Below are 13,384 nucleotides of genomic sequence, written 5' to 3' on the forward strand. Positions count from 1 at the left end.
CCATTAACGAGCGGAAGCGCCTCCAGGCCTTCCACCTGGCCGAGGCCGGGGCCGAATGGGCCATCGCAAAGTTGAACCTCGATGGGGACGATGGGTGGACTACAGAGGACCAACCCCTGGGTCCCGACGGTGCGAGCGGTCCTATCGTCGGGACTTACAGCGTGACGGTTGGTACACCACCCAGTAGCCCCACACAACGGATCATCACTGCGACCGGGTGTGTCTACGACTGCGGTACGCCCAGCAGCGCGAGGGCCCAAGTGGAGGTGGTTGTAGAGGAAGAGGCCTCGCCATTCCAGTTCGCCATGCTCGGTATGGACTCCGTGAACTTGGATGATCGTGTAGTGGTAGACAGTTACGATTCGACCCTGGGGGACTATGATCCTGATACGGCCGGAGCGGAGGGGCATATCCACAGTAATAGGGACATCATCCTCCGTAGGGATAACACCGTGAACGGAAATGCTCAGGCGGGAGGCACCGTATCGTGCGGTGATAATTCTCAGATAGGTGCCCCCCCCCAGCTGTGCGATGTTAGCGATTCGGTTACTAAGGGGGTTTCACCCATCACCGTCGTAACGGACATCAGCTACCCGCCTCCGACGAGTGATACCATCGGCATTTCTCCTCCGGGGGCTTACAATACGAGTACGTATAATCTCACCGTGGGCTCGGGCGAGACAGTCACGCTCGACCCGGGAACCTATTCCTTCAATGAGATTGCTGTGGGATCGAACGCGACGCTCGACGTGACCGGCCCGGTGATGATCTACATGACGGGCAAGTTCAATGCCCAGGGCGGGGCCGAGATCAACGCGAGCGAGATTCCCACGACCACGAATCTGCTCATATTCTCCTCTGTGTCTGGGGGGGACGCAATTAAGATGGAGAGGGGTGGGGGCAAGTTTTATGGGGCCATTTATGCCCGTGATGGCGAGGTTGAATTCAATGGCGGTGGATGGAAAATCTACGGGGCGATTGTCGCTGATAAGATACGCATCAAGAATGACGCCCGGTTCCACTACGATGTAGCCCTTGCCCGGGCCAAGTTCAGGCCGGTGGCCGGCACGTGGCGGGAACTGTTTCCGTAAGAAATAACCCCGGACTGTGGCACCTCCGAAAAACGCTCTTCGGACCTGATAGGCCATATCACAACAGCCCCCCTCATTTGCTCTCCCTTGGCCCCTCGATAGTCCAGACAGTTCGGGCCGGATGCTTCATCTATCATTTGGGCTGTGGAAAGGCGAATTCCCCAGGACCGTTAGGATATTCGATGAATACAGGTCCCCGCGTTTGGGGGGTATCAGGAAACAGGTATTACTTTTGAAACCTCTGATCCAGGAGGCTGAGGCCAGCCGAGGAGAATCAGAGGAGGACTCCGAGCGCCGTTCAGAGCGCATGGAGGGGAGGGCCACCAGCGGGGAGTGAGGGCCAAAACCGACATACCGTGACCGGGTGGAGTAGCGCGCCAATGCAGCAAAATAGGGTGGTTCCTTGGCATTGATATTGCACCCCTATGCCCATCGGTGAATACTTGCGCAGCCGTCGCGTTCCCCATCGGTTACGTCGATGTCAACGTCAGTGGCGGCCAATCGAAGGCTACAACCTATGCGCAGCAGATGCTCGAGCAGCTGAAGAATCAGACTTTCAATCCTGGCCCCCTCAACCAAACCGATACTCCCGAGCCTGGGCACACCAGGACGTGGACGATCGCGCAGGAGCCGGGCACCAATCCGCCGAACCGTCTGGCGCGGATTCAAGTGACGGTCGTCTGGACACGAGGGGACCGGTCACAGACAGTCACACTCGAGACAATGCGGGCCAAATGATCGCGATGGAGAAACGGGTGGTCCATCACCCCACCCCACAGATCCGGCCACAAGAGTTCGGAGGAGGCGCGAAAAGTGCGATTCGCAGGTTGGCGCTCGGCATGGCGGACAACCGGGTCAAGATCAGAAAGAAACCGGGCCTCGATCGCGGCAGCTGATCGACATACTATCGGGCAATTCGCCAGCTTAAGATTACTTCACTATGCGAAAGCATGACTCCACAACCGACCATAATCCCTCTGAATGGAGGGGAGGAAAGACTTGGCCCATTTTTTGCTAGTTTTTTACTTGACAAACTCGAAAAGCAGGATTATTACGCTTACAAAATTGGTGAACGATTTGAAGGGACACTGGCCATCTATCTATAAGGAAAGGGTTTTGTGATGGTTTCACTCTTCAAAAGCCGAAAGCCTCTGTTGGGCGTGGATATTGGGACGAGTTCGGTAAAAACGGTCCAGCTCAAACCACACGGGAAGGGGTACGACCTCGTTCACATGGGAATTACGCCCCTGCCGCCGGAAGCGATCGTCGATGGCGCAATCATGGACGGCGGTGCCGTGATCGGTGCGATTCAGCAGATTTTCGACGAGCATAAGGTGACCGTCAAGGATGTCGCGGTAGCGGTCTCGGGGCATTCGGTGATTATCAAGCCTATCAAGATGCCATTGATGAAACCGCAGGAGCTTGAGGAATCGATCCAGTGGGAAGCCGAGCAACACATCCCCTTCGCCATTGAGGACGTGAACCTGGACTTTGAGATCCTGCAAAGCCCCCCAGGGGCTGTGGAAATGGATGTCCTGCTCGTGGCGGTAAAGAAGGATGTCATTGGTGAGTACCTCACCGTGGCCTCCTCCGCCGGGCTCAAAGTCGCCGTGGTGGATGTGGATGCCTTTGCCGTGGCAAATGCGTTCGAGGCGGCATACGAGGTCAACCCGAACGAGGTCACGGCCCTCTTGCATGTCGGGGCGGCAGTGACGACCATCACGATCCTGCGCGGAGGGGTCCTTGTTTTTACCCGGGACAGCGTCATCGGAGGGAACCGGTATAACGAATCGATCCAAAAGATGCTAGGGTTGAGCTACGAGCAAGCAGAGACGCTGAAACTGGGGGGGGAGGTTGATGGGTACACCGCGGCGGATAGTGAGTCGGCGCTCGATCTCGTCCACGCGGAGCTGGCCGGCGACATCCGACGCTCGATCGATTTCTTCCGTTCCGCTTCCGCGTCGGGTGTCATCCACCGGGTGTTGGTGAGCGGCGGCGTAGCGCGCCTTCCCCGCTTCATCCCTCACCTTGGCGAGGCCTTGGAGTTGCAGATAGAGGTCGCCAATCCATTCCGGCAGATGAAGGCGGACCCGAAACGGTTTGATCCAGAATACCTGGAGCACATCGGCCCTCAGTTGGTCGTCGGGGTCGGGCTCGCCTTACGGCAGCGGGGTGACCGATGATCAGAGTTAACCTTCTCCCCAGGGCTGTCCGCACCGCTGGTGAGCGCGACTGGCGATCGCTCGCCGGCGGGGCCGCGGCTGGGCTCATCATACTGATCATGCTATTCATGTGGTGGGGGGTCTCTAGGCAGGCAGGGTCACTCAGGAAAGAGATCACATCGATGCAGGCAGAACTCAAGCAGCTGGAGATAGTGGCGAAACAGGTTGATCAGTTCAAGAAAGAGAAGAAGACCCTCGAGGAGCGGCTCAAGGTGATCCAGCGGCTCCTTGCATCTCAAAGCGTGCCGGTCCACCTGCTGCAGGCATTGAGCGAGCAGCTGACCGATGAGCTATGGCTCACTTCGGTCTCGAAGGCCGGGACGAGGCTGACGATTCGGGGGTATTCCTTCACCGATTTTGGGATTGCCAATTTTATGACCCGGCTGAGCGGGACCGCTCCCTTACTACGGGACATCGAACTCGTGGTTTCGGAGCAGGCCGAGGTGCAAAAGATCACTATAAAGAAGTTCGAGATCGTCTGCAGGATAATGGGCTGATCCACCTGGGGGGATGTCCATGGACCTCAAAGGGCTTTTTGCGAATACACCGAAAAGGCAACTTTATCTGTTGCTGGGAATCGCGGGTGCGGGCTTTGTGGCCGTCTGGTGGATGTACCTTTATACGCCGGCCCGGAATGAACGGGACAGTCTGTCCGGCCAGAGAGCCCGGCTCGAGCAGGATCTCTTTCAGAAGCGGCGGCTTCGCCTAGAGCTTCCCAAGCTGAAGAAAGCCCGGGAGGAACTTCAGCGGGATCTCGCGAAGGCCGTTCGTGCTCTTCCGGAAGAGAAGGAAATTCCGAATCTCCTGACAGAGATCAACCGTCTGGGGCAGGATTCAGGCCTGGTTTTTACCCTCTTTAAGCCCGGTAAACCGAAGCGGGACGAATTCGTGAACCGGATTCCCATTAAGATAAAGGCACAGGGGGATTATCACGAGCTGGGCCACTTTTTTGAGCAACTCAGCCGGATGGAGCGTATCGTAAATATCACCGACCTCAAACTAGAGCAGACCAAGAAGTCCCGGGGGAGGACGAGGGAAGCCACCATTTTGGGAGAATTTACCGCAACGACCTATACCTTTGGAGGCGCGGAAGAGGGCGCCCAAGAGGGCGCGCAGGGGAGGAGAAAGAGATGAGACCTTTTGCTCTCAGTCTCCTGCTCCTCAGTGTGGTGCTCGCAGGGTGCTCTTCTGAACCGCCACCGCAACAAGCACCCACTTCCCGCCCACCCCAAGCGAAGCGTACCGCGATGGCGCGACAAGGGGAGTCCTCTACCGCACGCGCCAGGGCCCCCAAGGGTCTCGGGCCGGCGCGGTACCGTCCGGAGGGACGGCGTGACCCCTTTCACCCTCTCGTGGAACCCCCGAGCGAAGAGACGGCCATCGACGTCGGCGGCTATAAGCTCTCGGGGATCGTTTGGCAAAGGAACCAGTATTTCGCGCTCCTCGAGACGCCGGACGGCCTGGGGCACATTTTGAGGGTAGACGACCGCCTGGGCCCTGACGCGCGGGTGAAGGAAATCACGAAAGATGCAGTCCTCATTGAGATGAAGGGTGGCAAGGTGGCCGGCCGGCCACGGGTCCGAACGATTAGGCTAGAGCTCGAGAAAAAGGAGGGAAGATAATGGAGCGGGAAACGACCTCCCAGACCTCCCGGTGGGGCGTAGGGGTTTTGGTGGGGGTGGTCACGTTCTCATGGATTGTGATGCCCACCGTATTGGTTCCGACCGCGCCAGGAGCGGCACTGGCCCATGCGGCCACCCCGACTGCCGCTCCCAACCGGGTGACCGGTGTCGAATTGGGAGGGGTCGGCCCGGATTCCGTGATCGTTCTGATCAAGACCGACCATAAAGTGGAAAGTTATGAATCCTTCGCTCTTCCTGACCCACCCCGGGTGGTGATCGATATCCCCAACGCGGTCCACGCGGTCCCCAAATCATTGAAAGCCGAGGGACCGATCAGGCAGATCAGGAGTTCTCAGTATAAGACCCGGCCCGTCAAGGTCGTCCGGATCGTCGTTGATTTGACCACCAATTTACCCTACCACGTCAATACGGCTCCTGATGAATTGCAGGTTGCGATCGGGGAGGCCGCGCTCGTGGCGGAGAAGCCCGAGCCTCCGGCGATCGCACAGGCTGCGCCCGAGGTCGAAGCAGAGATGGAGTTGTCCGCGCCGCCCCTGGAAGAGGAGGAGGGACAGGTACACAGCATTGACTACAGGCCCCAGAATGGGCAGGCCAAACTACTCGTCCGGACCAGCGGAGAAGTCACCTTTGACGTATCCGAAACCGGTACGCCTCCGGGTCTCGTTGTGGACGTGAGCGGTGCGGTTATTGATCCGAAGGCTGCCAAAGTTCTCGACGTCAGGCAGTTACCAGGACCAGTGCAGCGTATCCGATCGACCCAGTACAGCCTCGAGCCAGAGAAGGTGGTCCGGATCGTTGTGGATCTGAAAGGAAAGGTGCGCCACGAGGCAGTCCAGACTCCCCAAGGCATCATCCTCTCACTCCAGGGAGTGACTGCCGTGGCAGCCCCTCCTCAACCATCTCCGGAGCCCCTCGTCGGGCAACCTGCGCCTGTTACTCCTGTTGTTGCTCCTGTCCCTTCCGCTCCTCCCCCTGCTCCGGTCGCACCGGTGGTGTTCGTTCCTCCAGAGGCCCCCGCTGAGCCGGAGATTGCCCGCCTCTCCATGGACTTCAAGGATGCCGATGTCAATAACCTGCTTCGGATCATCGCGGAGGTGAGCGGTCAGAATGTTGTGGCCGGCGAGGATGTCAAGGGGAAAGTGACGGTCCGCCTGATCGATGTCCCCTGGGATCGGGCACTCGACAATATCTTGCGGATCAATGGGCTTGGCTTCGTCCGGGAGGACAACATCATCCGGGTGGCCAAGCTGTCCTCCATTCGCAAGGAGAGGAGTGAGCGCCGCAAAGAACTTGTGGATGAGATGGAGGAGCCGGTCGCACCGCTCACGACGGCGATCATTCGGGTGAGCTACGCCGATGCGAAGAAGATGGTACAGAGCCTGAGTAAGATCAAGAGCAAGCGCGGGAGCATCTCGGTGGACGATCGGACGGCGTCGCTTCTCATTCAAGATACCGAGGCCAATATCGAGAAGATGCGGACCGTCTTGCGGGAACTGGATACGCCGACCGCGCAGGTGATGATCGAGGGCCGGATCGTGACCGTCGCTTCAGAACACACTCGCTCCCTCGGCATCCAGTGGGGCTTTCAACGGACTCACGTAGACCTTGGTGGCCCCGCGGGGAGGAACCCGTTTGTTCTCTCTCAGCTCTTCGGCGACACAGCGGGAACCCTGCCAACTCCTGTAACTCCTGCTGGACTTACACCCGCGGTTACCGCAGGCGTCCCGGCAGCGGTCAACCTGCCGATTCCGGGCCCCGCCGGCGCGATTGGGGTCGTCGTGGGGAAGATAAACGATACGTTGAGACTCCAAGCTCAGCTTACCGCCCTGGAAGAAGAGTCGCTGGCCCGAACCCTCTCCAGCCCACGGATCATGGCCCTGGACAATGAAGAAGCGGTGATTGAGCAAGGGGAGGAAATCCCCTTTACCACGGTCGACTCCTCGGGCCGGACCACGGTGACTTTCAAGAAGGCGGTCCTGAGCCTCACGGTCACCCCCCACGTCACGGCCGATCGGCGGGTCTTTATGAGGGTCAGAGTCACGGATGACACTGTGGGTGAGCAAATCACGTTCGCAGGCGGGTTCGCCTTTTCGTTTAATAGAAATGAAGCCACGAGCAGCCTTTTAGTCGACGATGGCACGACCGTCGTCATCGGGGGGGTCCGGAAGCGCACGACAAGGTTTAACGAAAACAAAGTCCCCTTCCTCGGCAGTATTCCGGTCCTGGGATGGCTTTTCAAGAACCGAACCGAAGATCTAAAGCCTAGGACCGCTGAGCTGCTGATCTTTATCACTCCCACGATCATTGAACTCTCTCCCAGGGCCCAGCGGTAGAATACGGTACCCGCACAGTGTGAAACGCACCCCTCTGGGGTGCGTTTCTTCTTTTCCTGGCGCTGATTTTCCGCTAAGATAATCTCACGGAGGTGTGCGAAATGTCGCGAAAAAATCCGATCCGCATGCTCATGGGCGTGCTCCTGGGTGTTGGCCTCTGGTGGTGCTCCGCGACGGCAGAGCCCACGAAACTCGTTTTGGCGCTGGGGGATAACTCCTACGTCCCTACCGAAGCGGTCATGGGGGCTCAGGTCGCGAATGAACTCGGGGATCGCGACCTCATGGAGTTTGCCGTGGTGATTCTCTCGAATATCCCCTATAACCAACTGCCTGGGGCTGTACAGGAACGCCTCACAGAGTTCCTCGACCAAGGAGGCTCCCTCCTGATCACAGGGGGCCCCAATGCCTACGGGAGCGGCGGGTACCAGCCAATGGCAGCCTTCGTCCCCTTCGAGATCCGAACCAGGGACGACTGGCGGTCCGTTCCCTTCAAGGAGGTTATCCCGATTCAGCCGGATCATCCGATCCTACGGGGGGTGACTTTTCGGACTGTGGGATCTTTCAATGATCTCAATCCCAAGCCAGCCGCAGTGGAAATCGCCCAATATGCTGGTGGGAGGACGGGGTTTCCTTCACCTTTGATCGCCGAGCAGCGAGTAGGGCAGGGGACCGTGGTGGGTGTTGCCCTTGATCTCGGTCGAGAGCTTCAGAATGGATGGAGGGACGGCAATCGGTTTGTCCAAAACCTCCTCACATACCTGGTTACGCGTTCCCCCTGAAACGCAAGCCGACGGAGACAAGGAATAAGGATCTGGGATGGAGGTGTAGGGCCAATACCATTTTATTTGCACCCTTTCTGCCACCGATTTTCCACTAACGATGCAGCGTTTGGAGATCGCCGGGCCAGTGCTTCAGGGCAAGCTCTGCACGGAGGAGGGAGATCTGGAGTTACAGAAAGTCAACCTGGAAATCCAACCCTAAATTGGAAAGCGCCGTAATTGAGAGGGATATCTTTCCGGTCGCATGTTCCCCCCTGGATCCCACGCCGAGGGAGCAGGAGGAAAGTGGGGGGAAGGTAGCATGTTGCGCTACTTGACAGCAGGGGAGTCACACGGACCCTCCCTGACCACGATTGTGGAGGGGATGCCGGCAAATCTGCCGCTGAGCCCTAAAGATATCGATGTAGAGCTCAGCCGACGGCAGATGGGGTATGGCCGGGGCGGGCGGATGAAGATCGAGCAAGATCGGGTCTCGATCACCGCTGGCGTGCGACACGGCGTGACCCTCGGGTCTCCCATTACCCTCATCATCACCAATCGGGACTTCACCAATTGGCAAGAGACCATGGGGATCGAGGTGGAGGTGAAGGTCCAGGACACCCGCCCCCCGGTCACGCGGCCCCGTCCAGGACACGCGGATCTTGCAGGTGCCATCAAGTACGGGCACCGAGATATCCGAAACGTCCTTGAGCGGTCCAGCGCCAGGGAAACCACCGCTCGCGTGGCCGTGGGAGCAGTTTGCAAGCGCCTCCTCCGGGAGTTCGGCATCTCCGTCCTGAGCCACGTCGTGGAGATCGGCGGGGTACGGGCGAGTCGGGGCGATGCGACCCCCGAGCAGATTCAGGCCCTCGCCGAGGCCTCCCCTGTCCGATGCGTAGATCGAGAGGCCGCCGAGGCGATGGTGGCGAAAATCGATGAGGCCCGACGGCGTAAGACGACCCTGGGAGGAATATTTGAGATTATCGTTGAGGGGGTTCCGGTCGGCTTGGGAAGCTATGTTCAGTGGGACCGGAAGCTCGATGGGCGCCTGGCGAGGGCTTTGATGAGTATCCAGGCCATCAAAGGGGTCGAGGTGGGGTTCGGCTTCACGGTGGCTGGCCGCTTCGGATTCGAAGCCCACGATGAGATCTTCTATGATCCTGAGCGGCAGGGGCCTCACGGCTTGAAGTTTTACCGGAAAACCAACTATGCCGGAGGGTTGGAGGGTGGGGTGACTAATGGGGAGCCAATTCTCCTCCGCGCCGCCATGAAGCCCCTCTCCACTCAGTATGCCCCTCTCCGCTCGGTGGATCTGGAAACCAAGGAACCATTCGAGGCAACTGTGGAACGGTCCGACGTCTGCGCTGTCCCCGCCGCTGGGGTCATTGGAGAAGGGGTGGTCGCCTTCGAAGTGGCGAACGCGCTGCGCGAGAAGTTCGGGGGGGATAGTCTCGAGGAGATGAAGCGGAACTTTGACACCTACGCACGTTATGTCCGAGAACGCTGAGGTGACCGTGAACGGTGCCGGGATGGGCAACATTGTGTTCACGGGAATGATGGGGACAGGAAAGACCGCGGTGGGCCGCTACCTGGCGGAGCAACTCAAGGTCCCCTTCTACGATCTCGATGAACTTATTGAGCAAGAAAGCGGCCTCGATATCCCCGCGATATTTCGGGAGCGGGGAGAGGCTCTCTTCCGGGCGCTCGAGCGGACCGTAGTCTCCCGCCTCTCTCGGCTCCACGGATGCATCATCGCGACTGGGGGGGGTACGATCGTGGACCCCGAGAACCTTCACGGTCTCCGCAGGCACGGAGAGATCATTTGTCTCACGGCGGCGCCGGAACGAATCCTGGAGCGGGTCGAGGGAATGGAACACCGCCCCCTGCTCTGGCACGCGGACAAGCTGGAACGGATTCGGGAGGTGATGCGAATTCGTGCCCCGGTCTACGCCCAGGTGGGTGAGCCTATTGACACGACCGACTTGAGTATCGAGGAGGTCGTTGCCCAGGTCGTGGCACGCGTCGATCTCCATGAAGTCCTCAAAGGCTAGCTGATGGAAAAGGTGACCGTAAGCCTTCGAGACCGGAGCTATCCAATTTACATCGGGGCAGATGTCCTCCCAGCGATTGGAGAGTTGTGTCGACCTTTCGGTTTCTCGGGGCGTGGCGTCCTCATCACCAACTCAGTGGTTGCTCCTCTCTATGGTCGTTTGGTCCTCTCTTCCCTTGAAGCTGTAGGGATTGCGCTGACACTCCTTGAAGTCCCGGATGGGGAAGAGTTCAAGAACCTGCAGGTGGCGGGTACCCTCTACGAAAGGCTGCTCCCGCTCGGACTCGACCGCCGGTCCCCGATCGTGGCGTTGGGGGGAGGGGTCATCGGAGACCTCGCTGGTTTCGTCACCGCCACGTTCATGAGAGGTCTTCCGCTGATTCACGCCCCCACCAGTCTACTCGCTCAGGTGGATAGCAGTATAGGGGGCAAGGTCGGGGTTAACCTCCCTCAGGCCAAGAACATGGTGGGGGCTTTCTATCAGCCGCAGCTGGTTGTAAGCGACGTATGCCTTCTTCGGACCCTGCCGCCGAAGGAGTTTCACGCCGGGTTGGCCGAGGTCGTAAAGTACGGGGTGATTGCGGACAAGGCGTTTTTTGAATGGCTTGAAACACACCTCCCTTCCGTTCTGGAGAGAAAAGAAGACGCAGTAATCCACATGGTGGAGACCTCGTGCCGGATAAAGGCAGCAGTGGTGGAGCGCGATGAACGGGATGAGGGGGTTCGAGCCGTGCTGAATTTCGGTCATACGGTCGGGCACGCCCTTGAGGCAACCACTGGGTACCGACAGTTGACCCACGGGGAAGCTGTGGCTATTGGTATGGTGGCAGCCGCACGAATCTCGTGTCAAATGGGGCTGTGCGGCGAAGAACTTCCCCAGAGGCTTCAGCACGTCATAGAACGGATCGGTCTTCCAACGGCCCTCCCTGTACCCCCTGAAAATCTAACAGAAGCTATTGGTTATGACAAGAAGCTAAGGGAAAACTTGACGTATTTTGTCTTGACAAAGGATTTTGGCGATGTTACGGTGGCGCCGATTCTGGACCCTGTTGGTGCACTCCAGAAACTGTCATAGAATCACCGATTTTCTTTGCTGAGGTGTTTTGTGGCATCACTTCCGGATATTGAACATATCAAGCAGATGGAGACCACCCTAGCGCAGAATCCCCGTTCACTGGTCTTTGCCCAGCTGGCGGATGCCTACCGACGGGAGGGAAGGCTCGAGGAGGCAATAGAAATCTGCCAAGAGGGACTCACTCACCATGTGACCTATGCTAGCGCCTATATGGTCCTGGGCCGGGGCTTTAAGGAAAAAGGGGATCTCCTGCCAGCGCGAGAGGCTTTTCAGCGCGTCCTCGGACTTGACCCGGAAAGCGTCTTGGCTCACCACTTCCTGGGGGAGATTGCCGAGGCGCGGGATGAGATTCCAGAGGCCCTGGACGCCTATAGGGCCGCACTAATTTTCCATCCATTCGACAAGGAGATCCGAACAGCCGTCGAGCGGCTCCAGGCCCGTACCGAGGGCGAAGTAAGGACAATCCCCCCGGAGGTTCCAAAGAGAGTCCAAGAACCTCCTGCTTCCGAGACGGAGCCTCTGCCAACCGAGACACTTGGCGACTTGTATGCAGCCCAGGGCCTTCATGATCAGGCAGCCGAGATCTATGGCCGGGTGATGGCAGAGGCCCCGGACCGGAAGGATCTGGCGGACAAACATCAGGATGCCCTGACCCGCGGGCAGGGCCCCGGAGGAAGGGAGACTACCGCCTCTATCGGACGCGACGACGAGGCACTCCGTCTCCTCGAAGCATGGCGTGATGCGTTCCGAAAGCTGAAGGAACATCGGCAAGAGCGAATTGAGCCCCACGAGACTCAGAGTGATACGTTCCGAAAGCTGGAGAGCAGGCGAGGAGAGCCGGTCGCGCTCCTCAAGGCGTGGCGTGATGCGTTCCGAAAGCTGAAGAGTGCACAGGGAGGAACGGGGTAACGTCTGCGGCTACCCGAGTTCGCCTGTGATCGGTGTATGGCTCCTCTCCACGTCAAACTGAGGCGTTCATGCGAATCCTGCTGCTGAACGGTCCCAATCTGAATCTCCTAGGCGTCAGAGAGCCTGAAATTTATGGAACCATGACCCTCAGCGAGCTCGAGGAGGAGGTTCGCCGGGCAGCCGAGACGCGGGGGGTTGAAATTCAGTTTCTCCAGTCCAACCAAGAAGGGATACTGATTGATCGCCTTCATCAGGCACGCGGCTGGGCCGACGTGGTTCTGCTGAACGCCGGAGGGCTGACGCACACCAGCGTGAGCCTCCGGGATGCCGTGGTCGGGGTCGGCATTCCAGTAATCGAGATCCACCTCTCAAATATCCATGCTCGAGAACCATTCCGACATCGGTCCCTGATTGCCCCGGTGGCGGCCGGACAGATCATCGGTTTCGGGCCCTTTAGCTACCTGCTCGGCCTCGAGGCGGCTATACACGTGGTCAAGCAACAGAACCGGGGCCGCTGATCCTGACCGACACACGTCCGGGAGGCCAGCCCATGATCCTTTCCAACGACCTTCGCCCGGGAAACAAGATCGAGCTGGACGGCGCACCGTATCTCGTAGTCGAGTATCAGCATCACAAGCCAGGAAAGGGCGGGGCCATGGTCCGGACGAAACTGAGAAATCTGCGTACCGGCGCGCTCACCGATCGCACCTTTCGCCCTGACGAAAAGCTTTCGCCTGCCTCCCTGGAACAGCGGCGGGCGCAATTTCTCTATCGGCAAGGAGACGACTATATCTTCATGGACGTCAAGACGTATGAGCAGTTTGGAGTGACAGAAACGCAACTAGGCAAGGCGGGAGCCTATCTCAAAGAGGAGATGGAAGTGATGATCCTCTTCTATCACGAGGAGGTGATCGGCGTGGATCTTCCCATCGCCGTGGAGCTTACGGTGTTAGAGACAGAGCCCGGTGTCCGCGGGGACACCGTCTCGGGTGGCTCCAAGCCCGCCAAACTAGAGACAGGAGCGGTCATTCAAGTTCCCCTGTTTATCGAAGTGGGAACCCGGATCCGCGTCGACACCCGGACGGCAACCTACATCGGGCGGGCCTAACTGGACGAATGGCATCCTGCACCATGAAAGGCCTGCCAAAACTGATCCAGGATACCGACCCCCTCCACCTCAAGATCCTGAGCCGCCCAGCTTTCATCACCACCCGGTTTCCCAGCACCTGGATTGAATCCGCGCTTGATTAATGGACAGCTCTTTTCTGTCTTCACGTGATGGCTTTTCCATACCGTTTATGTG

Annotated in this window: 15 protein-coding genes; all 15 read left to right on the forward strand. The window is 58.7% G+C overall.

Features of this window, described 5'->3' with window-relative positions; all coding sequences use genetic code 11:
• Positions 1-1,091 (forward strand): hypothetical protein (locus O6929_08030; GenBank protein MCZ6480334.1); only part of this gene is annotated, 1,091 nt, incomplete at its 5' end.
• A gap of 435 nt (positions 1,092-1,526) precedes the next feature.
• Positions 1,527-1,829 (forward strand): hypothetical protein, encoded by a 303-nt coding sequence (locus O6929_08035; GenBank protein ID MCZ6480335.1) that lies wholly within the window; start codon positions 1,527-1,529, stop codon positions 1,827-1,829.
• The gene (locus tag O6929_08040) at positions 1,826-1,987 is read left to right on the forward strand and encodes a hypothetical protein (protein ID MCZ6480336.1); all 162 of its coding nucleotides are present in this window, start codon (positions 1,826-1,828) and stop codon (positions 1,985-1,987) included. The genes O6929_08035 and O6929_08040 overlap by 4 nt, the downstream gene beginning before the upstream one ends.
• 225 nt (positions 1,988-2,212) lie before the next feature.
• Entirely contained in the window at positions 2,213-3,274 is a 1,062-nt protein-coding gene (gene pilM / locus O6929_08045; protein MCZ6480337.1) for a type IV pilus assembly protein PilM, read from the forward strand.
• Positions 3,271-3,810, forward strand: coding sequence for a PilN domain-containing protein (locus O6929_08050; protein MCZ6480338.1), 540 nt, complete (start codon positions 3,271-3,273; stop codon positions 3,808-3,810). Before pilM ends, O6929_08050 begins: the two co-directional genes overlap by 4 nt.
• A gap of 19 nt (positions 3,811-3,829) precedes the next feature.
• Complete coding sequence (gene pilO / locus O6929_08055) at positions 3,830-4,447, forward strand: type 4a pilus biogenesis protein PilO (GenBank protein MCZ6480339.1); 618 nt, start codon at positions 3,830-3,832, stop codon at positions 4,445-4,447.
• Entirely contained in the window at positions 4,444-4,935 is a 492-nt protein-coding gene (locus tag O6929_08060) for a hypothetical protein (protein ID MCZ6480340.1), read from the forward strand. The genes pilO and O6929_08060 overlap by 4 nt, the downstream gene beginning before the upstream one ends.
• The gene (gene pilQ, locus O6929_08065; protein MCZ6480341.1) at positions 4,935-7,289 is read left to right on the forward strand and encodes a type IV pilus secretin PilQ; all 2,355 of its coding nucleotides are present in this window, start codon (positions 4,935-4,937) and stop codon (positions 7,287-7,289) included. Before O6929_08060 ends, pilQ begins: the two co-directional genes overlap by 1 nt.
• Before the next feature lie 101 nt (positions 7,290-7,390).
• Positions 7,391-8,068 carry a hypothetical protein gene (locus O6929_08070; protein MCZ6480342.1) on the forward strand — a complete coding sequence of 226 codons (678 nt, stop codon included), beginning with the start codon at positions 7,391-7,393 and terminating at the stop codon, positions 8,066-8,068.
• A gap of 301 nt (positions 8,069-8,369) precedes the next feature.
• Positions 8,370-9,554 carry a chorismate synthase gene (gene aroC, locus O6929_08075; GenBank protein MCZ6480343.1) on the forward strand — a complete coding sequence of 395 codons (1,185 nt, stop codon included), beginning with the start codon at positions 8,370-8,372 and terminating at the stop codon, positions 9,552-9,554.
• Positions 9,538-10,098: a shikimate kinase gene (locus O6929_08080; GenBank protein MCZ6480344.1), complete on the forward strand. Its 561-nt coding sequence runs from the start codon at positions 9,538-9,540 to the stop codon at positions 10,096-10,098. The genes aroC and O6929_08080 overlap by 17 nt, the downstream gene beginning before the upstream one ends.
• Positions 10,099-10,101: 3 nt before the next feature.
• Positions 10,102-11,172: a 3-dehydroquinate synthase gene (gene aroB, locus O6929_08085; GenBank protein ID MCZ6480345.1), complete on the forward strand. Its 1,071-nt coding sequence runs from the start codon at positions 10,102-10,104 to the stop codon at positions 11,170-11,172.
• A 30-nt stretch (positions 11,173-11,202) separates the two neighbouring features.
• The gene (locus O6929_08090; GenBank protein ID MCZ6480346.1) at positions 11,203-12,081 is read left to right on the forward strand and encodes a tetratricopeptide repeat protein; all 879 of its coding nucleotides are present in this window, start codon (positions 11,203-11,205) and stop codon (positions 12,079-12,081) included.
• A 68-nt stretch (positions 12,082-12,149) separates the two neighbouring features.
• Positions 12,150-12,599, forward strand: a complete 450-nt coding sequence (aroQ, locus tag O6929_08095) for a type II 3-dehydroquinate dehydratase (GenBank protein MCZ6480347.1) — start codon at positions 12,150-12,152, stop codon at positions 12,597-12,599.
• Positions 12,600-12,631: 32 nt separating this feature from the next.
• Positions 12,632-13,189 carry an elongation factor P gene (efp, locus tag O6929_08100; GenBank protein MCZ6480348.1) on the forward strand — a complete coding sequence of 186 codons (558 nt, stop codon included), beginning with the start codon at positions 12,632-12,634 and terminating at the stop codon, positions 13,187-13,189.
• The last annotated feature ends 195 nt before the right edge of the window (positions 13,190-13,384 follow it).

The organism is Candidatus Methylomirabilota bacterium, assembly GCA_027293415.1.
GTDB lineage: Bacteria > Methylomirabilota > Methylomirabilia > Methylomirabilales > CSP1-5 > CSP1-5.